Source organism: Mycobacterium sp. E2733 (assembly GCF_001667585.1).
GTDB lineage: Bacteria > Actinomycetota > Actinomycetes > Mycobacteriales > Mycobacteriaceae > Mycobacterium.
This window is the reverse complement of sequence record NZ_LZJZ01000012.1, coordinates 1-24,695: the sequence shown is the minus strand read 5'-3', so window position 1 is coordinate 24,695 and position 24,695 is coordinate 1. Positions and strand designations below refer to the sequence as shown.

Genomic DNA, 24,695 nt, shown 5'->3' with positions numbered 1-24,695 from the left:
TGATGACCGCGCCATCGTTCGCCGATGAGCACCGCCGGTTGGTCGGCGAACTGAACGCCAAGCTGGCGGCCGCCGCACTGGGCGGCAATGAGCGGGCCCGTGAACGCCACGTCAGCCGCGGCAAGCTGCTGCCGCGCGAGCGGGTGGACCGGCTGCTCGACCCCGGCACCCCGTTCTTGGAGCTCGCCCCACTGGCCGCCAACGGCATGTACGACGACGAGTCCCCGGGCGCCGGGATCATCACCGGTATCGGCCGGGTGTCCGGGCGCGAGTGCGTGATCGTCGCCAACGACGCCACGGTCAAGGGTGGCACGTACTACCCGATGACGGTCAAAAAGCACCTGCGCGCACAGGAAGTCGCGCTGCAGAATCGCCTACCCTGCATCTACCTGGTGGACTCCGGGGGCGCCTTCCTGCCGCGCCAAGACGAGGTGTTTCCCGACCGCGAGCACTTCGGCCGGATCTTCTACAACCAGGCGACCATGAGCGCCAAGGAGATCCCGCAGGTCGCCGCGGTCCTCGGTTCGTGCACGGCGGGCGGCGCCTACGTCCCAGCGATGAGCGACGAGGCCGTCATAGTCCGCGAGCAGGGCACCATCTTTCTCGGCGGTCCGCCGCTGGTGAAGGCCGCCACCGGCGAGATCGTCTCCGCCGAGGACCTCGGTGGCGGCGACCTGCACTCGCGCGTCTCCGGTGTCACCGACCACCTCGCTGACGACGACGAGCACGCGCTGCGCATCGTGCGCGCCATCGCGGCCACCTTCGGCCCGCGCGAGCCCGGCCAATGGGACGTCCAGCCCGTGGTGGAGCCCAAACACGCGCAGAGCGAGCTCTACGACGTGGTGCCGCCGGATCCGCGGGTGCCCTACGACGTACACGAGGTCGTCGTGCGGCTGGTCGATGGCGGCGAATTCAGCGAATTCAAGGCCAATTACGGCAAGACCCTGATGACTGCCTTCGCCCGCATCCACGGCCATCCCGTGGGGATCGTCGCCAACAACGGCGTCTTGTTCAGCGAATCCGCTTTGAAGGGCGCCCATTTCATCGAGCTCTGCGACAAACGCAAGATCCCGCTGCTTTTCCTGCAGAACATCGCCGGGTTCATGGTCGGCCGCGATTATGAGGCAGGCGGCATCGCCAAGCACGGCGCCAAGATGGTGACCGCCGTCGCCTGCGCCCGGGTGCCCAAGCTGACCGTCGTGATCGGCGGATCCTATGGCGCGGGCAACTATTCGATGTGCGGCCGGGCGTACTCGCCGCGTTTCCTGTGGATGTGGCCGAATGCGCGCATCTCGGTGATGGGTGGCGAGCAGGCCGCCTCGGTGCTGGCCACGGTGCGCGGTGAGCAACTCGCCGCGGCCGGCAAACCGTGGCCGCCCGACGAGGAAGAGGCGTTCAAGGCGCCGATCCGCGCGCAATACGAGGACCAGGGCAACCCGTACTATTCGACCGCGCGCCTGTGGGACGACGGCATCATCGACCCGGCCGACACCAGGACGGTCGTCGGGCTGGCGCTTTCGGTGTGTGCCCACGCCCCGTTGGAGCCGGTGTGCTACGGCGTTTTTCGGATGTGATGACCATGTTTGAGACGGTGTTGGTAGCTAACCGCGGTGAGATCGCGGTCCGGGTGATGCGGACACTGCGCCGTCTGGGTATCCGGTCGGTGGCGGTGTACAGCGACCCCGACGCGAACGCCCGTCATGTCCTCGAGGCCGACACGGCCGTCCGCCTGGGCCCCGCCGCCGCCCGCGAGAGTTACCTCGACATCGATAAGGTGCTTGATGCGGCGGCACGCACCGAAGCTCAGGCCATCCATCCCGGCTACGGATTCCTCTCCGAGAACGCGGAATTCGCCGCCGCCTGCGAGCGTGCCGGAGTGGTGTTCCTCGGTCCGCCGGCACGGGCGATCCAGGTGATGGGCGACAAGATCACCGCCAAGAACGCGGTCGCCGCCTTCGACGTGCCGGTGGTGCCCGGGGTGGCCAAGCCGGGACTGAGCGACGACGAGTTGGTCGCGGCCGCCGAAGAAGTCGGATATCCGGTGTTGATCAAGCCATCGGCGGGTGGTGGCGGCAAGGGGATGCGCCTGGTGGACGACCCGAGCCGGCTGCGCGACGCCCTGTCGGGTGCCCGGCGGGAGGCCGCCTCGTCGTTCGGCGACGACACGCTGTTCCTCGAGCGGTTCGTGTTGCGCCCCAGACACATCGAAGTGCAGATCCTCGCCGATACCCACGGCACCGTGGTGCACCTCGGCGAGCGCGAGTGCAGCCTGCAACGGCGCCACCAGAAGGTGATCGAGGAGGCGCCGTCGCCGTTGCTCGACGCGCAGACCCGCGACCGCATCGGGGCGGCGGCCTGCAACACCGCCCGCAGCGTCGATTACGTCGGCGCGGGCACGGTGGAGTTCATCGTCTCCGCCGACCGGCCGGACGAGTTCTTCTTCATGGAGATGAACACCCGCCTTCAGGTGGAACATCCGGTCACCGAAGCGGTTACGGGCCTGGACCTGGTGGAGTGGCAGCTCCGGGTGGCAGCGGGGGAGAAGCTGGGGTTCGCGCAAGACGACATCGAACTGCGCGGTCACGCGATCGAGGCTCGGGTATACGCCGAGGATCCCGCACGGGGGTTCCTCCCCACCGGCGGCCGGGTCCTGCAGGTCGCCGAACCCTCCGGCGCCGGAGTGCGGGTCGACTCCTCGCTGCTGGCGGGCACGCTGGTCGGCAGCGATTACGACCCGATGCTGAGCAAGGTGATCGCCTACGGGGAGGACCGCGACGAGGCGCTGACCAAACTGGACGGGGCGCTGGCACGGACCGCGATCCTGGGTGTGCAGACCAACATCGAGTTCCTCCGGTTCCTGCTGGCCGACGAGCGTGTGCAGGCAGGTGACCTGGACACGGCGCTGCTGGACGAGCGGGTGGCGGACTTCGAGCCGTCACCGGCGCCCGACGACGTGCTGGCCGCCGGGGGCCTCTATCGCCAGTGGGCGCTGGACCGTCGTGCCGCGGGCAACGCGTGGGCCGTGCCGACCGGTTGGCGGGTCGGGGGTGCGCCGGCGCCGGTCCGCACCGAGATGCAAACGCCGCTGCGCAGCGAGACGGTGTCGGTGTGGGGATCACCGGACGACGCCCGGGTGCAGGTGGGTGACCGGGAGATCTGTTCCGCGAGCGCACAAGTCGACGGTGCCCGGATGGACGTGACGCTAGACGGAGTGCGCCGCGAATATCGATGGGCGGAGGCCGACCGTCACCTGTGGATCGCCGACGAGCGGGGAGCGTGGCACCTGCGCGAGGCCGAGGAGCACAAGATCCATCGCGCGGCCGGCGCGCAGCAGGCCGAGATCCTCAGCCCCATGCCGGGCAGCGTGATCGCGGTCGAGGCCGCCGCCGGCGCCGAGGTAGCCGAGGGGGACGTGGTGGTGGTCGTGGAGGCGATGAAGATGGAACATTCGCTCCGCGCACCGGTCTCGGGGCGAGTGGAGCTCTTGGTGGCCGTCGGCGAACAGGTCACGGTCGACCAGGTGCTGGCCCGACTGGTCCCCGAAGAGCCCGAAGCAGCAGCCGATTCGAGTAAGGACGAGACATGACGACATCCATTACCGCGGGAACGCTACCCAAGGAATACGAAGATCTTCGCGACACGGTGGCCGAGTTCGCGCGCACAGTGGTTGCGCCGGTATCGGCCAAACACGATGAAGAGCACAGCTTCCCGTACGAAGTCGTCGCCAAGATGGGCGAGATGGGATTGTTCGGCCTGCCGTTCCCGGAGGAGCACGGCGGGATGGGCGGTGACTACTTCGCGCTGTCATTGGCGCTCGAGGAACTCGGCAAGGTCGACCAGTCGGTGGCAATCACGCTGGAGGCCGGTGTGAGCCTCGGTGCGATGCCCATCTACCGCTTCGGCTCCGAGGAACAGAAAGCCAAGTGGCTGCCGGACCTGACGGCCGGCCGGGCCCTGGCCGCCTTCGGGCTCACCGAGCCGGGCGCCGGTTCCGACGCGGGTGCCACCCGGACCACGGCCCGGCTCGACGGGGGTGAGTGGGTGATCAACGGCAGCAAGCAATTCATCACCAACTCCGGCACCGACATCACCAAGCTGGTCACCGTCACCGCGGTCACCGGCACCATTGGAAACGCAGCCGACGGAAAAAAGGAGATCTCGACGATCATCGTGCCCAACGGCACACCCGGATTCACCGTCGAGCCGGTTTACAGCAAGGTGGGCTGGAACGCCTCCGACACCCACCCGTTGAGCTTCGCCGACGTCCGCGTCCCGGAGGAGAACCTGCTAGGCCCCCGCGGCACCGGCTACGCGAACTTCCTATCCATCCTGGACGAGGGCCGCATCGCCATCGCCGCGCTGGCGACCGGCGCCGCGCAGGGTTGCGTCGACGAGAGCGTCAAGTACGCCAAGGAACGTCAGTCCTTCGGGCAGCCGATAGGCTCCTATCAGGCGATCAGCTTCAAGATCGCGCGGATGGAGGCACGCGCTCACGCCGCGCGCACGGCGTATTACGACGCGGCCGCAAAGATGTTGGCCGGCAAGCCATTCAAAAAGGAGGCGGCCATCGCGAAGATGATCGCGTCGGAAGCCGCCATGGACAACGCCCGCGACGCCACGCAAATTCACGGCGGGTACGGATTCATGAACGAGTACCCGGTGGCCCGGCACTACCGCGACAGCAAGATCCTCGAGATCGGCGAGGGGACCACGGAGGTTCAGCTGATGCTCATCGCGCGATCGCTGGGGCTCTCGTGAGCGGGAAGTCAATCATCCAGCGGGGCCTGTGGTTCGAGGAATTCGAGATCGGCACGACGTATCTACACCGGCCCGGCCGGACCATCACCGAGGCCGACAACGTCTTGTTCACCACGCTGACGATGAACACCCAGTCGCTGCACCTCGACGCGGCGTGGGCCGCCGAGCAGCCCGGCTTTCGGGGCGAGCGGCTGGTGAACTCGATGTTCACCCTGTCCACGCTGGTGGGGCTGTCGGTCTCGCAGCTGACGCTGGGCACCATCGTCGCCAACCTCGGCTTCTCCGAGGTGTCGTTCCCCAAGCCGGTCTTCCACGGCGACACGCTCTACGCGGAGACCGTGTGCACCGCTAAGCGTGAGTCGAAGAGCCGGCCCGGCGAGGGGATCGTCACCCTCGAGCACACCGGGCGCAACCAGCACGGCGACATCGTCGCACGGGCCGCGCGCACAACTCTGGTCCAGAAACGCCCCAGCGACGAGGAGGCCGAGTGAACCTGCAAGCCGCCGGCCCGGGTTGGCTGTTCTGCCCGGCGGATCGCCCCGAGCGGTTCGCGAAGGCCGCCGCCGCGGCCGACGTGGTGATCCTCGACCTCGAGGACGGCGTGGCCCAAGCGGACAAGACCGCCGCGCGCAAGGCGCTGCGGGAGACCCCGCTGGACCCCGAGCGCACCGTGGTGCGCGTCAACGCGGCCGGCACCGAGGAGCACGGCCGCGACCTGGACGCCCTCGCCGAGACCGCCTACACGACGGTGATGCTTTCGAAGACGGAGTCGGCCGCGCAGGTGGCCGCGCTGGCGCCGCGCGACGTCATCGCCCTGATCGAGACTCCTCGCGGGGCGGTGTTCAGCACCGAGATCGCCGCCGCAGCGGGAACTGTCGCGATGATGTGGGGCGCCGAGGATCTGGTTGCCGCGCTCGGTGGCAGCTCCAGCCGCCTGGCCGACGGCACCTACCGCGACTTCGCCCGCCACGTCCGGTCCACGGTCCTGCTGGCGGCGTCCGCCTTCGGCCGGATCGCGCTGGACGCGGTGCATCTGGACATCCGCGACATCGACGGCTTGCGGGCGGAAGCCCACGACGCCGTCGCGGTGGGTTTCCACGGAACCGTTTGCATCCACCCAACCCAGGTTCCGGTCGTGCGCGACGCCTACCGCCCCAGCGAGGACAAAGTCGACTGGGCGCGAAGGGTATTGGAGGCGGCGCGGACCGAGCGCGGCGTGTTCGCGTTCGAGGGACAGATGGTGGACTCGCCGGTGCTCAAGCACGCGGAAATGCTGGTGCGGCGGGCTGGGCAGTCCGCGGCGGGGTGACCGACGAAAGCCGCCCGACCCCGGTTGCCGTTCGGCGCGACACGTTCGCGATCACCGCGGTCTCTTCTGATTTGAGCGCATAATGGTGAGTACGCCAGTGTCGCGGCGAGCGGAGCCTTTCGTGTAGCTGGCGATCGACTTCGGCTCGCGGTAGGTCAGGCTGAGTTTTAGCTGTGACCCTGCGGCACCGAAGTAGGGAGACGGTATGGCGACGGTGCCTCAACTGCCGATGACCGTCGACCTCGAGCCGGTGCAACTCGTCGCCGCGGACGGCATACCGACACCCGAACTCCGCTATGGCCGTGACCTTCCCGCGGAGACGCTGTGCTGGCTCTACGAAATGATGGTGGTCACCCGCGAGCTGGACGCCGAGTTCGTCAACCTGAAGCGCCAGGGGGAGTTGGCTTTGTTCGCGTCGTGCCGCGGTCAGGAAGCCGCCCAGGTGGGCGCGGCGGCCTGTTTACGCAAGACGGACTGGCTGTTTCCCCAATACCGCGAGCTTGGCGCATATCTGGTGCGTGGCATCCCGCCCGGCCACGTCGGCGCGGTGTGGCGTGGAACCTGGCATGGCGGACTGGGATTCACCAAGAAGTGCTGCGCCCCGACCTCGATTCCGATCGGCACCCAGACCCTGCACGCCGTCGGTGCGGCGATGGCCGCGCAACGCCTCGGTGAGGATTCGGTGACGGTCGCCTTCCTTGGCGACGGCGCCACCAGCGTGGGTGACGTGCATGAGGCGCTGAACTTCGCGGCCGTCTTCACCACGCCGTGCGTCTTCTTCGTGCAGAACAACCAATGGGCGATCTCGGTGCCGATCCACAAACAGACCGCGGCACCATCCATCGCGCACAAGGCAATCGGCTACGGCATGCCCGGGATCCGGGTGGACGGCAACGACGTGCTGGCCTGCTACGCGGTGATGGCCGAGGCCGCCGCCCGTGCCCGGGCCGGCGGTGGCCCGACCCTCATCGAGGCGGTCACCTACCGGCTCGGCCCGCACACCACCAGCGATGATCCCAGCCGCTACCGGACCCAGGAGGAGGTGGACCGCTGGTCGGCGCTCGACCCGATCCCTCGCTACCGCACGTACCTGCGGGGTCAGGGATTGTGGTCGGACCGCCTGGAGGACCGCGTCGCTGCCCGCTCGAAGCGGATGCGCGCCGAACTGCGCGACGCGGTGTTCGGCGCGCCCGATTTCGACATCGACGAGGTGTTCACCACGGTATACGCCGAAATCACGCCGGGGCTGGAGGCGCAACGCCAAGCGCTGCGGGCCGAACTCGACCGAAGCGACCGGGAGGACTGAATGACTCAGCTCGCTGATCGCCCGGCGAGCGCCGACGACACCCTCACCGCCACAACGGAGAACGTCGGCGCGCAGTCGCTGACCATGGTGCAGTCGCTCAACCGTGCCCTACATGACGCGATGGCGGCCGACGACCGGGTGCTGGTGTTCGGCGAGGACGTTTCGGTCGAGGGCGGGGTGTTCCGGGTAACCGAAGGGCTGGCCCAAACCTTCGGCGAACAGCGCTGTTTCGACACGCCGCTGGCGGAATCCGCCATCATCGGGATTGCGGTGGGACTCGCGCTGCGCGGCTTCGTGCCGGTGCCGGAGATTCAGTTCGACGGGTTTTCCTACCCGGCCTTCGATCAGGTGGTCAGCCATCTGGCGAAGTACCACACCCGCACCCGTGGCGAGATCAACATGCCGGTGACGGTGCGGATCCCGTCCTTCGGCGGAATCGGCGCCGCCGAACATCATTCGGACTCCACCGAATCGTATTGGGCGCATACCGCGGGTCTGAAGGTGGTGGTTCCGTCCTGCCCGGCCGACGCCTACTGGCTGCTTCGCCATGCGATCTCTTGCCCGGACCCGGTGATGTATCTCGAGCCGAAGCGCCGCTATCAGGTCCGCGGCGCCGTCGACACCGATCGGCCCGAACCACCGATCGGACGGGCGGCCGTGCGCCGCCCCGGTTCCGATGTCACCGTCGTGACCTACGGCAGCTTGGTCAGCACCGCGGTTGGCGCCGCGGAAGAGGCTCAGCAGGAACGTGATTGGAGCCTTGAGGTGATAGACCTGCGGTCACTGGTCCCGTTGGACTTCGATACCGTCGCGGCGTCGATTCACCGGACCGGACGTTGTGTGGTGATGCACGAGGGGCCGCGCAGCCTGGGATACGGCGCCGGCTTGGCCGCCCGGATCCAAGAGGAGATGTTCTACGAGCTGGAGGCACCGGTGTTGCGCGCCTGCGGGTTTGACACTCCCTACCCGCCCGCGCGGCTGGAGCGATTGTGGCTGCCTGGCCCCGATCGGCTGCTGGACTGCGTCGAGCGTGCATTGGGGCAGCCATGAGCCTCGACGAGCGGGTCAAGTCATTCCGGGTGCCGGACCTCGGTGAGGGATTGCAGGAAGTGACGGTGACGCACTGGAACGTTGCCGTCGGCGACGACGTCGAGCTCAACCAGGTGTTGTGCTCGGTGGAGACCGCCAAGGCGGAGGTGGAAATACCCAGCCCCTACGCGGGGCGGATCGTCGAAACCCACGGCGGCGAAGGCGATGTGCTCGCGGTGGGGACGGTGCTGGTCCGCATCGACACTGCACCGCTGGACGGTGACCTCCCCGCGGCCCCCGGGTCGCTGCCCACGTTGGTGGGCTATGGCGCGGACGCCGGCATCGACGTCAGCCGGCGGAGCAGCCGGCCGCTCGCCGCCCCGCCCACCCGCAAATTGGCCAACGAGCTGATGGTCGACCTGCGCTCGCTGCAGCGCGATCCCGACAGCATCATCACGCGCGCGGACGTGCTGGCGGCGGCTGACCAGAACGGGGCCGACGTTCGACCGGTCCGCGGCGTGCACGCCCGGATGGCCGACAAAATGACGGCGTCGCACCGGGAGATCCCGGCCGCCAAAGTCAGCGTCGCGGTTGACTGCACCGAGTTGTTGAAGCTGTCCGACCGGGCGTCGGCAGAGCAGAGGATTACGCCGTTCGTCCTGACCCTGCGACTGCTGGTAATCGCGCTGCGCCACAACGAGATTCTTAACTCGGCATGGGTCGACTCGCCCGAGGGCCCGCAGGTTCGCGTCGATCATCGAGTGCACCTGGGATTCGGAGTGGCCACCGAACGGGGGCTCCTGGTCCCCGTGATCACCGACGCGCACAACATGACCACCCGCGAACTGGCCAGCCGGGCAGCCGAATTGATCACCGGCGCTCGGGAAGGCACGCTCACGCCGGGGGAGTTGCATGGCTCCACGTTCACCGTGTCGAACTTCGGGGCGTTGGGCGCCGACGACGGCGTGCCGGTGATCAACCATCCCGAAGCGGCCATCCTGGGGATGGGGTCCATCAAGCCGCGCCCGGTGGCGCTCGGTGATCAGGTGGTGGTGCGCCCGACGATGACGTTGACGTGCGTGTTCGACCACCGCGTCGCCGACGGCGCCCAGGCTGCCCGGTTCGTCGGCGAGCTGAGGGACTTGGTGGAGTCGCCTGCGACCGCGTTGCTCGACCTGTAACCGCTCAGGGGTGCGGCGGTACGGGGCACCAGAACAGGCCGCAGTTGAAATTGGGCTGGCGGAATGGCGGCGGGGGCGGATGCTGCGGCGGGTTGTCGGTGTCCCAGCACTGATTCCAGTAGAGGTGGACGTGCCCATGATGCAGGGCCAGGTTGTGCAGCACCTTGACGGTGACCGTGCCATCCATGTCGAACCCCCTTCCTCGACTGGTGACGCCAGGTACGACGAACCGCGCCCCTCAAGGTGGCCGCTGAGCAGCGTTCGGCGGTTGGCCGGTGTGGCAGGGTGGTCGGAAGCTCTCAGTGTTGACAGGGTGTTGACACGCCAACTTGCCTACTAGCCCCCAGAAAGTGCGACCATGTGTCGATAGCGTTAACAACGCGCGGCCATTTAGGGGGTCAGAAGAGGAATAACTGATGAAGAAGGCATTATTGGGCGTGTCGGCGGCGGCGGCCATAGCACTAGCACCCCTCTATATTCCACCAGCACTAGCACACGCGGTCGACAATCCCTGTGCTGGCATCACCGATCCCGCTGCCCACCAGGCTTGCATCGACCAATACCTGCGCGATATCTACAAACGCGAACATCGGCAGTGCGAGGCGAGCCCCAATCATGGACAGACAGGCCAGTGGTTCCCCTGCTGAGTCGGCCAAGTTTGTGGGTAGGGGTGGTGCTGGACACCAACCGGCTCAAGACCAAGTCGAATGCTATCGGGCTCTGGGGTTAACGACAGGTCAACCCAAGAATCTCAAATATCCGGTATTCCGGTAACTACCCGTTCCAGTACTTGTTCTCGCCCCAGGCCGGGTTCCACGGTTGGTTCGGGCACCAATACACCTGTGGCGCGGGACCCGGCTGGGCGTGGGCGGTGTCGGCGATCAGTGCGACGCCGGCCGTCGCGAGTCCACTGGAGAGCAGGGCCCCGGCGGCGACGCGGGTGAGGGTGATGTGCACGTTACGTGTCCTTGTCCATGCGCCAGGTCGGCTGGCGTCTTCGCAGCAAGCAAACGATGTTCGCTCCGCTACCGATCCCAACCTGCTAGCACATGATGGCACTATCGGCGTTGCGCCGCAGCCAGTCGCTGAGCAAACTCGGGCGACTGGATGGAGTAGGCCTGCGGGCCCAGCTCCGTGCGCATGGCGAAGACGTGTTGCTCGTGATCCAGCGATCCCGGGCTGGCTGTGGCGCGCATGGTGGCCTTCGTCGCCAGTACCACCTCGCGCGGGGCGGCCGCGGGCCCGGCGGCGAGTTCCAGCGCGGCGGCGACCGGGTCGTCGGCGACGGAGAACGCCAAGCCGTGGTGCACGGCGGCCTCGGCGTCGAAACGCATGCCGAAGAGCAGGGCCGCCCGGGCCACCTGCGGGCCCACCGCCCGCTGCAGCATCCAGGTCGCACCCCCGCCGGGATGCAACCCGAGCTTCTGGAACCGGGCGTCGAACAGCGCCGCCGGACCGGCGATGCGCACGTCGGCCGCCAGTGCGAGATTCAGACCCGCGCCGACCGCCGCACCGTTGACCGCGGCGATGGTGGGCAGGCGGCAACTGCCGACGGCCATGAAGCCGTCGTAGAGCTGCTGCAGACCCGTCTCGGCCTTGTCGCCGCCCGCGGCACCGAGCGCGCTGAGGTCCGCGCCGGCGCAAAAGGCCTTGCCGGCGCCGGTGACCACCAGGGCGTGCACGTCGGGATCGGCCTCGGCCCGCTCGACGACGGCGCGCAGACGCGCCGACATTTCGGCGGTCACCGCGTTGCGCCGGTCCGGGTCGTTGACGGTGATGAGCGCGACGCGATTGTCGACGGTGAACAAGACGAGGTCGGATTGGGCCATCGGGCACCTCCGCGGCTGGGGTTTGGCGGGTCCTGCGACGCACGATGCTGTGCCGTCGGCTGCGACTCCGGGGCACGGTAAGGGTACTGCGCGCCCCGCTCACGGAAGCCGGCCGGTATGAGCGCGGCCCGGCGAGTCTCACGTAATCGGCACCGGCAAGAACCTTTTGAATGCCTTCGCATTCCGTCTTGACCGGCAGGGGATGCCAACTCTCAGGACGTGAACGCTATTGGAGGTCGCGTACGGGTTTCCAAAGAATGGTTGTTTAAGGCGAATACGTTTGCCGTAGGGGCGACGCTCGAAAGGGTGCCCGGAAACGTTAATGACGGCGATGTGATTCAGGACCGTAAATACGCCACTTCGCTTGACGCGACGCCGCAAGGAGCATCACGCATTCAGGCCGAAGCCTGACTAATTGCTCACCCGCATTCGGGTCTTGCCAACCTCTTCGCCAGCTGATCGAGCGCCGCTTGGCGCCGTCTGACCGCATACGCTCGTTGATCGCGCTGCGTCCCCTGGAGCACCATGGTTTGCACCGCGCCGTACCGCAACCTCGTGTTCGCATAGTGGATTGCCGCATCGATCATCTCGATGTAGTGCTCCGCTTCGTCCACTGCGCAGGTACCCTCGATGCGCTGGACCTCATCCCAACAGGGATAGGAGGAATACCGGGCATCGAGCCGTTGCTGCGACACCTGAGAACCGAAGTAGCCGCGCCAGTCTCGGCTTAGCCACCCCCGTGTCTTGACCTCGACCTTGATCCTGTTCCCCAGCCCGGCTACGAACTTGGGTTCTCCAACTCGCACCACCGGTTGCCAGTCGTCCGACGTCACATCGACCACCCCTCGAATAGAGACGCCCTACGTCATAATCCCCCGACTAGCGTCTTCTGCTCGCACGACACGCCAATTGTCGTTCCCTAACGGTCTAAATGGCAAACTTTTGGTGACCGACAGCTTCGCGGCACTTGTTAGGAGCCATTAATGCCGCATGTCTTCGAGGGCGGTGTTGCACGCGGGTGATCGGAGGGGCGACGCTTGGGCGCGTGGATGCATTGCGGCTAGCGAGGGGGAAACACGATGGCGAGGGTCCCGTTCGCCATGACCGCTCTCCGCTGCACCTTTGGCGAAAGAGTTCATGAAGGAACTCCGTTAAGGGAGTGCCGCAGGCCATGCGGGGTCACACTTGTGGAATGAACGTATGTGATTGCAACGCCGACGCGCTGAGCGCAGCGCCGCCCCGGGTGGCGTGATCGTGCCCGCCGGTGGGCCCGAGTCGGAGCGGCGCGGCCCGCTGAAAGGTCTCTCGGACGTACGTGCGTTCTTTCACACCAACAAGGTGCCGCTGTACTTCATCTCGCCGACCCCGTTCAACCTGCTAGGTGTCGACCGCTGGATACGAAACTTCTTCTACCTGACCTACTTTGACTCCTTCGAGGGCACACACTCGCGCGTGTTCGTGCCCCGGCGACGCGACCGCCGCGATTTCGACTCCATGGACGAGGTGTGCAGCCACCTCCTGTCCGATCCGGAGACGCTCGAGTTCATCGCGGGCCGAGGTCCGGGTGGCAAGTGCTGCTTTGTCATGATGAACGCGGAAATTCAGGCCCTCGCGCGGCAGGCGGGTCTCGAGGTCATGCACCCGCCGATAGAGCTGCGCGAGCGCCTGGGCTCCAAGATTGTCATGACGCGCCTGGCCAACGAGGCGGGAGTGCCGAGCGTGCCTAACACGATCGGGCGGGCCGGCTCCTACGAGGAACTCCTGGCGCTCGCGCAAAGCGCCGGATTGGGAGACGACCTCGTCATCTCGATCGCTTATGGCAACGCGGGCAGCGGGACGTTCTTTGTCCACGGGCAGGGCGACTGGGACAAGTACGCCGGCGACCTGGTCGGGCAGGATCTCAAGGTTATGAAGCGGATCCGCAATGTGGAGGTGTGCCTCGAGGGTGCCGTGACCCGCCACGGCACTGTGGTCGGCCCCGCGATGACCAGTCTCGTCGGTTATTCGGAGCTGACTCCGAGCCGGGGCAGCTGGTGTGGCAATGACATCTGGCGCGAGGTGCTGCCGCCCGCCCAGACCCACGCCGCGCGAGAGATGGTGGCAAAGCTGGGCGACGTCATGCGCCGCGAGGGTTACCTCGGTTACTTCGAAGTGGACCTTCTGCACGACCTCGACTCAGACCAGCTCTACCTCGGCGAGGTGAATCCGCGCCTGTCCGGTGCAAGCCCGATGACGAACTTGACCACCGAGGCCTACGCCGATATTCCGCTGTTCCTCTTTCACCTGCTCGAGTACATGGACGTGGAGTACGAGCTCGACATCGAGGCGATCAACTCGCGCTGGGAGCGGGGCTATGGCGAAGACGAGGTCTGGGGCCAGGTGATCATCACGGAGACGTCGCCGGATATCGAGATCTTCACCGCGACGCCACGCACCGGGGTGTGGCGCATCGACGACGACGGTCGGGTCTCCTTTTCGCGGACCGCCAATGACTGGGCCACGCTGCTCGACGGCTCCGAGGCCTTCTACATGCGGGTCGCGGCGCCCGGCGACTTACGTTCCGAGGGTGCCCAACTCGGCGTGCTCGTCACCCGTGGACACCTGCAGACGGACGACTATCAACTCAGCGAGCGCTGCCAGCGCTGGGTCAAGGGTATGAAGGCGAAGTTCACCTCGACGCCCCTGACGCCCGCCGCGCCGATCGTCTCGCGGCTCGTCGCGCGCGCGTGAGCCGCCCGGCCGGCATCGCACTGCACAACTGGCTGTCGCCGCCCTATGCGCGGTGGTCGTTCCAGCACGTCGAAGACTTCGTGCCGACCGCGGTGATCCCACGTGGGACCGGGCCGGTCGCGACGCTGCCCTCGGTCCCCGTACCGGTGGCCGAGATCGCATTGACCAACACTGACGGGGCGGCCACCACGGTCGGTGCGGTGATGGCTGCCACCGTCACCGACGGGTGGGCCGTCGCCCACCGCGGCGCGATGGTGGCCGAGCAGTACCTGGACGGCATGGTGGCCGGGACCCGGCACCTGCTGTTCTCGGTGAGCAAGTCGCTGGTGGGCGCCGTCGTCGGCGCCCTGCACGGCTCCGGTGCGATCGAACTCGAGGCGCCGGCCACGAGATACGTTCCAGCCCTGGGAAACTGCGGCTACGCCGGCGCGACGGTGCGGCACCTGCTGGACATGAGGTCGGGCATCGCCTTCTCCGAAAATTACGACGACCCGGCCGCCGAGATCCACCGTCTCGACCAGGCGATGGGATGGGCGCCCAAGAGTGGCCCGGACGTTCCCGCCACGCTGCACGACTTCCTGCTGACCCTGCGGCAGAAATCGGCTCACGGCGGCCCATTCGAATATCGCTCGTGTGAAACGGACGTCCTCGGCTGGATCTGCGAGGTCGCTGCCGGCCAGCGGATGCCCGACTTGATCTCGGAACTGCTGTGGAGCCGGATCGGAGCCGAAAGTGACGCCACGATTGCCGTCGACCCGGTCGGGACCGGGTTCTGTGACGGCGGCGTCAACGCCTGCCTCACCGACATGATCCGGTTCGGGTCGCTGTTCCTGCGCGACGGTGTCTCGTTGACCGGGCAGCAAGTGGTGCCCGAGGCGTGGATCGCCGACACCCTCGGCGGCGGCCCTGACTCGCGTCAGGCGTTCGCCGCCAGCCCCGACCACGACACCGACCTGCCCGGCGGGATGTACCGAAACCAGATGTGGTTCCCCTATGCGGGCAACAACGTGGTGCTGTCCCTCGGCATGTGCGGTCAGATGATCTACGTCAACCGCGCCGCGGAGATGGTTGCCGCCAAGGTCTCCACCCAGCCGCATTCCCATGAGCCGCACATGTTGGACACGCTGAGCGCGTTCGACGCGGTGTCAGCACGACTCCGACCATGAACGCAGCTGTAGCACGTCGTCTTGGCACACTCGATGATTACTGCTTCGCGGATCGTCAGTCACCGATTCTGCGTGCTCGTCAACCACCTCTGCCAAACTTCGCGGCAGACCCAATGTCCGATCAACATGGTATGGCCCCGCATCTGGTCAGGATGCCGCAGCAAGAGCGATGGTAAAGTTCGGTTGCCGCCCGTAGGGACGTCCGGTTAGAGCGTGGTGTGCCAAGCCTCAATGTCTGCGTAACGGCAATGGTTAGGGTCCTATCCGTGGGCGGATTGCCGAACCGATCCGAAGGCATCTGAAAAGGCAACGCCGATGAGTGCGCGCAAGTCCGGACACCACCGCCGCGTTCTTCGGGCCTACCACGAGCTCAAGCGAGCGCGAGGGGATGGGAACTATGCCTGCATCGTCGAGTGGCAGAGATGTCTAGACAGTCTGCTCGATGAACGTCTGCGCGACGCAATCGCCACGACCTGCCGCCCGCACGGCGTGCCCGACAACCGGCCACTTGCCCATGGCAGGGCGTAATATCACCCGCCGTCGTCATCCACACGCGCTGCCAGAACAGGATTCCGGGGCTTTCCATCGGAGTGGGGATGAATAACGGATCGCAAGGCCGGATTCGCCTGACACATCACATTGTGGAACTAGACGACGAGTGCCACGTCGGCCTTTCCGTCGGCGGCCACGGGGTGCCGTTGGTTTTCATGCACGGCATCATGCTGAGCCGGCGCGCATACCTACAGATGCTCAGCCGGGTCGCCGGTCTGGGGTTCTTAGTGGTCGCCATCGACGCCGCCGGTCACGGCGATACGGGGCGGCTACCTAGTAATGCGTGCGCCTTCACCGACCGCGCCGATTCAGTGTTACGCACGTTGGATGCCCTCGGACTGGGGCCGGCGGTGTTCGTCGGCCATTCAATGGGTGGGCGGATGGCTATCCACCTTGCTGCGCGCGCCCCTGAGCGTGTGCTTGCCGCAGTCTTGTTAGACCCCGCTGCCGGGGCGAGCTTCGACACCGCGTTGCAGAAGCTGGTGAGGTCGCCGGGCAGGGCACTGAGTGCCGCTTCCGCCGCGGTTCTCGACGCGGTGAACGACCCGTGGCGAATGATCGCGGGAGACCAGGCCAGCTACTTGTGGTTGTTGGCATCGGTGTCTAGACCCAACTTCAGTCACCCGTCGGGACCGATCCAAACAATGAAGGCCATCGTCGAGTCCGGTGATTCCACGCCGATGCTGCACATCATGCGTGAGGAGGGGATGCCGACGTTCGTGCTGCATGGCGAAAAAGACATGGTTGTGCCGTTCGGCAGCGCCCGCGACATCGCCGACCACGCAAACGCCACGCTGTACAGGGTTCCGGGCGAACATCACATGTGGATGATCGCCAATCCGCGGCAGGGTGCCGACGCGCTGCGGCAGCTGCTACACGGCGAACTCGGCGAGGTGCTTCGCACCGCCGCCGACGCAATCGGCATCGACGATATAAACGACCACGGCGCCTGGGAGCGAAAGATGCTCGACCCCGATGGGCTGCTATTCGAGTTCCTCCAGGACGGCACCGACGTGATCGGCGAGGAAGAACTCGACCATGTCGAACTCGAGCTGGTACGCGAGGCGGAGCGCACGCACGAACGGATGTCCTGGGCGGGACGAACGTGTCGACGATGGGCGGCCGAGCACAGGCATGAGACGCGGTCCGGGATCCGCCAGAACGTCCGAATCCGCCCTGATCGCCAGCACTAGACGCCCAGTATCGTCGCGCCCCAACCCGCATCTGGCTGCCTCCCGCGAGGGCGCCCTACTCTACGCGCGCGGTGTCTTGTCAGGGATGTCCCCGTAACGATCTGTCAGCCACGTGTCCGGACTGAACAGGCATGGCTAGGTGTCCGGCCGGCATTGTTTCTCGCGGCCGTGGTGGATTTGATTGCTATCATTTACCAAGCCATACAACACCGAGTCGTTCGACATCGTCGATCAACTGATGCGGGGCCAAGCCCTCGGACGTCCGAGATGGTCCTGCCTTAGTCGCCATCGACGGCGGCAACCGGCGCGGCAACCCACATGACGAAACACGCATACCGAGAAGACGCTCGTGAAACGGGATGGGACCGCAGCAACTGCGCGGCGTTGGAAACCCACGTATGGGCCAGCGGCGAAGTTGCGGGGTTGCGGCACGCCGGTGGCCCGGCTGCTGGTGAGCGGCGCCGTCACATGATCAAGTCAGCGAGGGTGGCGGCCGCAGCGACCACAAACGCTGCAACGAGCCAGGGCAAGCGTACGAGGCGTGATCCGCACGACACGACCTTCCGAACCGTCGCGCCGGCTGGTGGCCGCCAACGCGCAAACCTGGTGTCAGTATTCGACGAGCCAATGCGTGCGCCGCAAACGCTTCTTGATAAGGCACCATTGAGGTGGTGACAACTCCGCACGGGCCTTCGGGCGGTGATTCGCCGGAATGGAATCGCCCCGCCAAGCCGCCTGCCCCCGGCAGGGGACCGGTCCGCCCGGGGCCTCCGCCCGTGCCCCCGTCGGGATCTCCGACCCGGCAGATTCCTCAGGGAGGCCGGCCATACCCGCCGCCGCCGCCGAACCGACCACAGCCGCCAGGTCGCCCACCAAGTCCGCAGCCGTATCCGCCTGGTCGCCCGCCCGCCTCGTGGCCCTATCCGCCGGGGCGCCCGCCGGCCCCGCGACAAGGTCAGTCCAGCCCGCCACCAAGCCCGCCGGAGCAGGCCACCACTCGGCCACCCACTCAACCGGAGCCGAGGGAGGCCCCGGCGCGAACCCGACGGCGCCTGTTTGGCAACCGGCGGTCGAGGGTTCTGGTCCTAGCCATCGTGCTGGTGGTCATCCTGGCAGCCGTAATCGGCGCTGACCTATTCCTCCGCCGCCTGGCCGCCAGCAAGGTGGCAAGCGCAGTGGCATGCGAGGTGCAGGACAGCGCCACGGTTTCGTTTGCCTCCATGCAGCCGATGCTCTGGCAGTACATCGGCAGTCACTACCCCGACATCTCTGTGCAGACTGCCGGCAATCAAGTGCGCAGCGCCAAGGGCATGAAAATCAGCATCGATATCAAGGACCTCCGCCTGAGCAATACAAACAACTCCAAGGGCACCATCGGTGCGCTGAACGCCACCATCACCTGGTCGTCCGAAGGCATCAAGGAATCGATCCAGGACGCCATACCGGTGCTGGGCAGCTTGGTGACTAGCAAAGTCGCCACCAATCCCAGCGACGGAACCATCGAGTTGATGGGCTTCCTCAACAGCGCCACCGTCAAGCCCCAGATCGCCAATAACGGGCTCTCACTGCAGGTGGTCAACTTGAGCGTGCTGGGCTCCAATATGTCGACGGCTACGGTGCAGAAGAACCTGGACAGTCTCACGTCCAAAGCGACCCAGAACTACCCGCTGGGCATCCACGCCGACAGCGTGAAGGTCACCGCTACCGGCGTGGAGGCTACGTTCTCGACCAACAACGCGACTATCCCGGCGGCATCGTCGTCGCCAGACACCGGTCAGGACTGCTTCAGCGGAGTCTGATTCGACTTAGCCCGGCGAGCACGGCGCTGCTAGTCGCCGGCGCCCGGCGGGCAGCGGTGGGGTCGAACCTCGCAAGCCGTTCGCGGCGGCTTCCAAGCATCCCGTTTCGACGTGTAAAGACACAGATCATCTCGGTGCGCCGACACCGCCTCTGCCCTGTTTTGCGGATGTCCGCCGCACACACGCAGATTGGGCCTGCCAAGTCGATCCTGGGTGGCTGGCCAGGTATCCAATTGCGTCGTCGGTGGCGGCTTCCGTGCGCTCGGCCGCTTTCGTCCGCCGCCACCAAAGTCTGACGCCTGGCGTCGTCAGGACGGCGGTTTGGGCCGATGCACGCGGGTTCGACGAACCGGTCCCGGTGAGTCGTCGGCGAGCGATACTGGACGTGTGATCGCTTCTGACGATGCCGAACACCACCCCGGCGCCGCCGAACTCCAAGCCGCCCAAGAGAAGGAGCATGCGGCCGCGCTGGGTAAACGCTCACGGATTCTCATAACGGCGTTGGCGGTGATCGCTGTGATCGCCGTGATCGCCGCCGTCGTCGGCTTCGTGCAGGCCTCGCAGGCCAAGCGTGAGGCAAATGAAAGATTCCGCGAGGCGACCAGCTTCCGGCTGATCGCCGAGGCCGAGTCGATGCTGGCTACCCGTCCCGGAGGCGATGTACGCGCGTTCCAGCAATTGGCTGCCGCACGGCGACTTGCGCAAACGCCTGATGATGCTCCATATCTCAGTGTGCTGGAAGAGATGAGCAACACACTCAAGATCATCGAGACACCTGCCGTGGTGGCCAGCGTGGCGTTCAGCCCGGACGGCAAGCGGATCGTCTCCGGCGGTGGGGACAACACCGTGCGGCTGTGGGACGCGGCCACCGGCCAGCCGATCGGTCAGCCCATGACCGGCCACACGGGCTCGGTGAATAGCGTGGCGTTCAGCCCCGATGGCAAACGCATCGCCTCCGGCTCCGGCGGCAACGACAACACCGTGCGGCTGTGGGATGCCGCCACCGGCAAGCCGATCGGGCGGCCAATGACCGGCCACAAGTACGGGGTGCTCAGTGTGGCGTTCAGCCCGGACGGCAAGCGGGTCGTCTCCGGCGGTGACGACGGCGTGCGGCTGTGGGACGCGGCCACCGGCCAGCCCGTCGGCCAGCCGCTCACTGACAAACCTGTGAAGAGCGTGGCGTTCAGTCCCGACGGCAAGCGAATCGCCTCCGGCGACGCCGACGGCGTGCGGCTGTGGGACGGTTACACCGGCCAGCCGATCGGTCGGCCGATGACCGGCCAGTGGTACGGGGTGTTCAGTGTGGCGTTCAGCCCGGACGGCAAGCGGATCGTCTCCGGCGGCCTGGAAGGCTGGAACGACGGCACCGTGCGGTTGTGGGATGCCGACACCGGCCAACCGATCGGTCAGCCGATGACCGGCCACACGGACCCGGTGAGCAGCGTGGCGTTCAGCCCCGACGGGCGCCGGATCGTCTCCGGCGGCCACGACGGCACCGTGCGGTTGTGGGATGCCAACACCGGCCAACCGATCGGTCAGCCGATGACCGGCCACACGGACCCGGTGAACAGCGTGACGTTCAGCCCCGACGGCAAGCGCATCGTCTCCGGCAGTGGGGACACCACCGTGCGGGTGTGGGACGCCAACACCGGCCCCACGATCATCGGCCAGCCGAGGGGCGGACAGCACACGTGCGGGGTGGACAGCGTGGCGTTCAGCCGCGACGGGCGCCGAGTCGCCTCCGTCAGCTGTTTTGACAACGCCGTGCGTCTGTGGGACGCCGACACCGGCCAACCCGTCGGCCAGCCGCTGACTCACGAGGGGGTGTCAGACGTGGCGTTCAGCCCCGACGGCAAGCGCATCGCCTCCGGCGGCGCCGACGGCGTGCAGTTGTGGAACGCAGACACCGGCCAACCCCTCGGCCGGCCGATGACTCACGAAGGGGTGTGGAGGGTTGCGTTCAGCCCCGACGGCAAGCGCATCGCCTCCGGCAGCGCCGACAGCGTGCGGCTGTGGGACGCCGACACCGGCCAGCCCGTCGGCAAACCGCTTACCGGCTCCACGGCCCCGGTGGCATTCGGCCCCAACGGCAAGCGCATCGTCTCCGGCGCAGGCAAGGACATCGTGCGGCTGTGGGACGCCGACACCGGCCAAGCCGTCGGCCAGCCGATGACTCACGACGAGGTGACCAGCGTGGCGTTCAGCCCCGACGGGCACCGGATCGTCTCCGGCGGTGGGGGCGGCGCGCGGCTGTGGGACGCCGACACCGGCCAGCCCGTCGGTGACCCGATGACCGGAGGCACGCACGACTCCGTGCGGAGCTACGTGCGGAGCGTAGCGTTCAGCCCGGACGGCAAACGGATTGTCTCGGGCGGTAACGAAGACGCCGTGCGGTTGTGGGACACGGCCACCGGTCAGCCCCTCGGCAAACCGCTCACCGGCCACCTGGGCTCGGTGGACAGCGTGGCATACAGCCCCGACGGCGAGCGGATTGCTTCCGGCGGTTACGACACGACCGTGCGGCTGTGGCCTGCTTACCCCAACCCGGTGGCGGCGGTGTGCGCCAAGCTCACCACCAATATGAGCCACAAGCAGTGGCGGGACTGGGTGTCGCCGGACATTGGTTACATCGAAGCCTGTCCGCGACTGCCCATTCCCGCCGATGGCTGACACGAACCCTTTGCGCGTCGAAGTGGCGGCGGCCTCCCGGCGAGCTGCGCAACGAGGCCAGGGCCCGGATCGAGCCGACCGCGGCCAGACGCCGATCTTTGATATGGCGATGCAGCACAACGGTTTCGTGCCGCTGACGCTGGTGGGCGGCGCGGGTCCGGCGAACGGTCGACTTCGTCGCTGCGCTGCCCGCAATCCGAGCGGCAAGACCCTCAAACACGAAGTGCGCGAACCATTGTGGTGCAGCAAGCACCGGGCCCTCTAGAACACCCGAACAGCTCATCACGGCAACCAGAAAACTGAGGAGATAAGAGCCATAGCCGACGCTTTCGTGCGCGACCATTTACAGCAAACGTCGAGTCGGCAAGACGACCAACGAGATAACGGGCGCCGAACTCGGGCCGGGGTTGGTCATGGTGGCTGCGCTCAAGCTCATCTGGCGGCGGTGGACCATTGGACGCTGTGCTCTGAACCGAACCGGATCTCGGAAACGCACACCTGGTCCGCGCTTGGGCGCTTCGAGCAACCCAATACCGTTGTGTCGCTAGAACGTTAAGCGCGTTAGGTCGGCCTGTAAAGGAACCGCCGAACGAGCGCGATCGCATGAGACTATCGCCTGATGAACATGTTGCTGCTCGGCACCGGTGCATTAATCTCGGGCATCGTCATCGGAAAGCGCAGCTGGGGTCAGTGCTGGTCGGCGTTTGACGACCATGCCTCAGATTTGGGTTGCATGGCCATCCTTTCGGGCAGCTACAACTGGGCGATAACACTGATTTTTCTGGGCGTCGCCCTCCTGGTCGCAGCGCTGATCCAGGGTCTTCGTACCCTGGGTCGGCGCTCCGGTCGCACGCGATCCCCTGGACCGAATTGAGGGTCAAGCGACCGCCACATCGCGCAATGGTCGGTATTCGTTCTGCCAATGGATCTCGAAATGAGCTGAATGTCATCCCGATCCACGGCACCATGATGCGGGCGCCCGGGCCAAAGGCCCCTATTAGGAGGCAGTCCGACGACGCAGAATGAACCGGATGATTCGCCAACTATTCGTCGTAGCGGCCATCGCAGCGGCCAGCATCGGTGCGGCTCCAACGGCGAGGGCGGACCCCGCTGCTGACCTGTTCGGCATGTTGCCGCCGGGGTATAGCGCAGGCGCGTGCCATCGGCTCGAGGGGTCATTAAAAGACCCCGGGGCACTGGCAATGGTGGAATGCTCGGGCAATTCGCTGCCCAACGGCCCAACAGATGCGCGCTACACATTGTTCAGCGATGTCGGCGCGCTGAACAACTCATTCGCGGATATCTACGATGACACGCACCATTTCAAGGCTCTGACATGCCCGGGAATGACGGCCAGCCCGGCTTCGTGGACGGGACAAAACGGCACGGGTGGCTCGATCGCGTGCGGCAGGTTCGAGGGTGACATTTATGCCGTGATGTGGACCAATGACTCGGGCCCGCTGCTCGCCCTGGCCTTCGGGGGATCCGATCTCAACCATCTGCCCGGACCCGACGTAAACGGCCTGTGGCAATGGTGGTCGCGCTTCGTATCGCACCGCTGAAGACACCGATGCCGGCCAGAGTCCGAGCCCAGCTCGGGCCGCATACGCGTCGGCGGTCTGCACACGTGGGCTGGTTGTTCAGCGCGCAGATCGTCGCCGAGCGCTTCCACCTGGTGCGCCGCGCCGACGACGCCCTGACCAAGGTGCGCCGCCGCGTCACCTGATGCATCGACTCGCCGATCCTTGAACCGCTCAGCCTCGCCACCACCATCGACTTGTGGTGGCCTGACATCAATGCGTTCATGCCAACCGGCATCACCAACGCCGGCACCAAGGGGGCTACCGCCGACTCGTCAGGCAGAGAAAGCGACCTCCATGCTGAGTACCCGGTCAAAATCGACGAGCCAGCAAAAGACGGTCCACGTTATGGCCGGGCCGGCTGCGCTACCACCGCGAGCCTTTGTCATCTGAGCAGAAACCCCGGAAAGGGATGGCCCTCTAATCCCCGGTGCGCACGTATTGATTATCGGTATCAAAATGGCCGACTTTGCAGGCGCCGGTCTGTTCCTGCTGGCTGTGACCGGTGAGCAGCGTGATCGGATCCTGCGGCGGTTGCGGCAGCGGATACGCCGCGGTGATTTTCATGTGCATAGTGCCACCGCCCGGACACGGCGTGTCCCGCTCGTTGTCCCGGGTCCACTGCCCGCCGGCGAGCACCAGCGGCACGACACCGTCGGGGTTGTGGAAATAGCTCATGCACCGGTCACCGGTGCGCAGACAATCGGTGCGGACAGCGTAGTCGTCCTCCTGTTTGCTCCCGTCGTCGAAGGTTCTCGTGTGGTGGTAGTGGCCGTGCAGGGCCTCGGCCGGCGACACCACCCGCGGTGGCTGGCCGGCCGGGTCGGGCAGGCTGGTGACGTCGACGTCGCCGGTGCGGGTGAAGCTCACGGCCCGCTTGAGTTCGCAGCCATCGCTGGTCGTCGAGCTGTAGTCGCCGGTCAGGGTGCCGTCGGGGCGGGGCTGCAGGGTGAACACCTCCCAGCGTTCGGCGGGAGCGTTGTGGCACGTTCCGGGGCCGGTGCCGACGGCCAGCCAGCGGCCGCCGACCTCGTCGAACACCTGCGTCGACACGCGCGTGGTTTGTCCGCTTCGGCGCGCGGCGGTGGCCACGCACTCGCCCGGGCGGCACACCGAGCGCAGGCCCCAGGTTTCGGTCGTCGGCGCCGCACCCTCGTACCGATTGCCGTCGAGATCGGTCTGCGGGTCGAAGTTGGCGGTGTAGATACCGGTGAAGGGACCCGTGTTGGGCGCCGCGGCGGGGGGTGCGCCGGCGGTCGGCTTGTGGTGGTGGGAGACGTTGACGGCCGCGAAGACACCGGCGCCGATCAACACCGCGGTAGCGAGCAGGGCGGGAATCACGACGTGGGGGCGCCGCCACCTGGGCCGCTGCGGGGTGGGTGTCACCTCCAGCGGTGCCGCTGGTGGCAGAACGGGCGCGGTCGCGGTGGGGGCCAGTAGGGTGTCATGGCCGTGGATGGGGCCCGCGGTGGGCTGGTCGGTCCAGACCGGTGGGTGGGTCGGCGCGGTGGTCGCCTCGCGGGCGGCGTGCGCGAATTCCACGGTGGTGGCATAGCGCTGGTCGGGGTCTTTGGCCATGCCTTTGGCGATGAC

22 protein-coding genes and 1 pseudogene are annotated in these 24,695 nt (G+C 66.6%); 18 read left to right on the top strand and 5 right to left on the bottom strand.

The window, feature by feature from the left end; all coding sequences use genetic code 11:
* Positions 1–2: 2 nt before the first annotated feature.
* The 8 genes from A5678_RS00675 (at position 3) to A5678_RS00640 (ending at position 9,583) form a co-directional block, all read left to right on the top strand.
* Entirely contained in the window at positions 3–1,574 is a 1,572-nt protein-coding gene (locus tag A5678_RS00675; RefSeq protein WP_068036915.1) for a carboxyl transferase domain-containing protein, read from the top strand.
* 5 nt (positions 1,575–1,579) lie between these two features.
* The gene (locus A5678_RS00670; RefSeq protein WP_068037502.1) at positions 1,580–3,586 is read left to right on the top strand and encodes an acetyl/propionyl/methylcrotonyl-CoA carboxylase subunit alpha; all 2,007 of its coding nucleotides are present in this window, start codon (positions 1,580–1,582) and stop codon (positions 3,584–3,586) included.
* Complete coding sequence (locus A5678_RS00665; RefSeq protein WP_068036912.1) at positions 3,583–4,758, top strand: acyl-CoA dehydrogenase family protein; 1,176 nt, start codon at positions 3,583–3,585, stop codon at positions 4,756–4,758. The genes A5678_RS00670 and A5678_RS00665 overlap by 4 nt, the downstream gene beginning before the upstream one ends.
* Positions 4,740–5,249, top strand: a complete 510-nt coding sequence (locus A5678_RS00660) for a MaoC family dehydratase (protein ID WP_231983548.1) — start codon at positions 4,740–4,742, stop codon at positions 5,247–5,249. Before A5678_RS00665 ends, A5678_RS00660 begins: the two co-directional genes overlap by 19 nt.
* Complete coding sequence (locus tag A5678_RS00655) at positions 5,246–6,067, top strand: CoA ester lyase (RefSeq protein WP_068036907.1); 822 nt, start codon at positions 5,246–5,248, stop codon at positions 6,065–6,067. The genes A5678_RS00660 and A5678_RS00655 overlap by 4 nt, the downstream gene beginning before the upstream one ends.
* Before the next feature lie 205 nt (positions 6,068–6,272).
* Positions 6,273–7,373 (top strand): pyruvate dehydrogenase (acetyl-transferring) E1 component subunit alpha, encoded by a 1,101-nt coding sequence (gene pdhA / locus A5678_RS00650; RefSeq protein WP_068036904.1) that lies wholly within the window; start codon positions 6,273–6,275, stop codon positions 7,371–7,373.
* Entirely contained in the window at positions 7,374–8,423 is a 1,050-nt protein-coding gene (bkdB, locus tag A5678_RS00645) for a 3-methyl-2-oxobutanoate dehydrogenase subunit beta (RefSeq protein ID WP_068036900.1), read from the top strand.
* The gene (locus tag A5678_RS00640; RefSeq protein WP_068036897.1) at positions 8,420–9,583 is read left to right on the top strand and encodes a dihydrolipoamide acetyltransferase family protein; all 1,164 of its coding nucleotides are present in this window, start codon (positions 8,420–8,422) and stop codon (positions 9,581–9,583) included. Before bkdB ends, A5678_RS00640 begins: the two co-directional genes overlap by 4 nt.
* A 4-nt stretch (positions 9,584–9,587) precedes the next feature.
* On the opposite strand, the gene A5678_RS00635 is transcribed toward A5678_RS00640, so the two are convergent.
* The gene (locus A5678_RS00635) at positions 9,588–9,770 is read right to left on the bottom strand and encodes a hypothetical protein (RefSeq protein ID WP_068036894.1); all 183 of its coding nucleotides are present in this window, start codon (positions 9,768–9,770) and stop codon (positions 9,588–9,590) included.
* 229 nt (positions 9,771–9,999) lie between these two features.
* Between A5678_RS00635 and A5678_RS26910 the strand changes: the two genes are divergently transcribed.
* On the top strand, positions 10,000–10,230 hold the full coding sequence (locus A5678_RS26910) for a hypothetical protein (protein ID WP_156746708.1): 231 nt from the start codon (positions 10,000–10,002) through the stop codon (positions 10,228–10,230).
* Positions 10,231–10,357: 127 nt separating this feature from the next.
* Here the strand turns inward: A5678_RS26910 and A5678_RS00630 are convergent, their stop codons facing one another.
* The 3 genes from A5678_RS00630 to A5678_RS00620 all read right to left on the bottom strand — a co-directional run bounded on the left by A5678_RS00630 (position 10,358) and on the right by A5678_RS00620 (position 12,245).
* Positions 10,358–10,540, bottom strand: a complete 183-nt coding sequence (locus A5678_RS00630) for a hypothetical protein (RefSeq protein ID WP_068036891.1) — start codon at positions 10,538–10,540, stop codon at positions 10,358–10,360.
* A 101-nt stretch (positions 10,541–10,641) separates the two neighbouring features.
* Positions 10,642–11,412, bottom strand: coding sequence for an enoyl-CoA hydratase (locus A5678_RS00625; RefSeq protein WP_068036888.1), 771 nt, complete (start codon positions 11,410–11,412; stop codon positions 10,642–10,644).
* Positions 11,413–11,831: 419 nt separating this feature from the next.
* Positions 11,832–12,245 carry a hypothetical protein gene (locus tag A5678_RS00620; protein ID WP_068036885.1) on the bottom strand — a complete coding sequence of 138 codons (414 nt, stop codon included), beginning with the start codon at positions 12,243–12,245 and terminating at the stop codon, positions 11,832–11,834.
* Positions 12,246–12,660: 415 nt separating this feature from the next.
* Here A5678_RS00620 and A5678_RS00615 point away from each other — a divergent pair, with 415 nt between their 5' ends.
* From A5678_RS00615 to A5678_RS27415, 9 genes are all read left to right on the top strand, one after another.
* Positions 12,661–14,142: a biotin carboxylase gene (locus A5678_RS00615; protein ID WP_156746720.1), complete on the top strand. Its 1,482-nt coding sequence runs from the start codon at positions 12,661–12,663 to the stop codon at positions 14,140–14,142.
* Positions 14,139–15,308 carry a serine hydrolase domain-containing protein gene (locus A5678_RS00610; protein WP_068036884.1) on the top strand — a complete coding sequence of 390 codons (1,170 nt, stop codon included), beginning with the start codon at positions 14,139–14,141 and terminating at the stop codon, positions 15,306–15,308. The genes A5678_RS00615 and A5678_RS00610 overlap by 4 nt, the downstream gene beginning before the upstream one ends.
* A 596-nt stretch (positions 15,309–15,904) precedes the next feature.
* Entirely contained in the window at positions 15,905–17,053 is a 1,149-nt protein-coding gene (locus A5678_RS00605; protein WP_082945320.1) for an alpha/beta fold hydrolase, read from the top strand.
* Positions 17,054–18,147: 1,094 nt separating this feature from the next.
* A complete protein-coding gene (locus A5678_RS00600; protein WP_231983547.1) occupies positions 18,148–18,852 on the top strand; it encodes an LmeA family phospholipid-binding protein in 705 nt (234 codons plus the stop codon).
* A gap of 387 nt (positions 18,853–19,239) precedes the next feature.
* The gene (locus A5678_RS00595) at positions 19,240–21,522 is read left to right on the top strand and encodes a WD40 repeat domain-containing protein (RefSeq protein WP_068036876.1); all 2,283 of its coding nucleotides are present in this window, start codon (positions 19,240–19,242) and stop codon (positions 21,520–21,522) included.
* A 10-nt stretch (positions 21,523–21,532) separates the two neighbouring features.
* Positions 21,533–21,787, top strand: a complete 255-nt coding sequence (locus A5678_RS26900) for a hypothetical protein (protein ID WP_156746707.1) — start codon at positions 21,533–21,535, stop codon at positions 21,785–21,787.
* A gap of 354 nt (positions 21,788–22,141) precedes the next feature.
* Positions 22,142–22,396, top strand: coding sequence for a hypothetical protein (locus tag A5678_RS00590; RefSeq protein ID WP_068036873.1), 255 nt, complete (start codon positions 22,142–22,144; stop codon positions 22,394–22,396).
* Between the two features lie 148 nt (positions 22,397–22,544).
* Entirely contained in the window at positions 22,545–23,084 is a 540-nt protein-coding gene (locus tag A5678_RS00585) for a hypothetical protein (RefSeq protein WP_156746706.1), read from the top strand.
* 65 nt (positions 23,085–23,149) lie between these two features.
* Positions 23,150–23,248 carry a transposase gene (locus tag A5678_RS27415; protein WP_197501999.1) on the top strand — a complete coding sequence of 33 codons (99 nt, stop codon included), beginning with the start codon at positions 23,150–23,152 and terminating at the stop codon, positions 23,246–23,248.
* Positions 23,249–23,522: 274 nt separating this feature from the next.
* Here A5678_RS27415 and A5678_RS27410 read toward each other — a convergent pair.
* A pseudogene (locus A5678_RS27410) lies at positions 23,523–24,695 on the bottom strand (serine/threonine protein kinase); the annotation flags it as partial.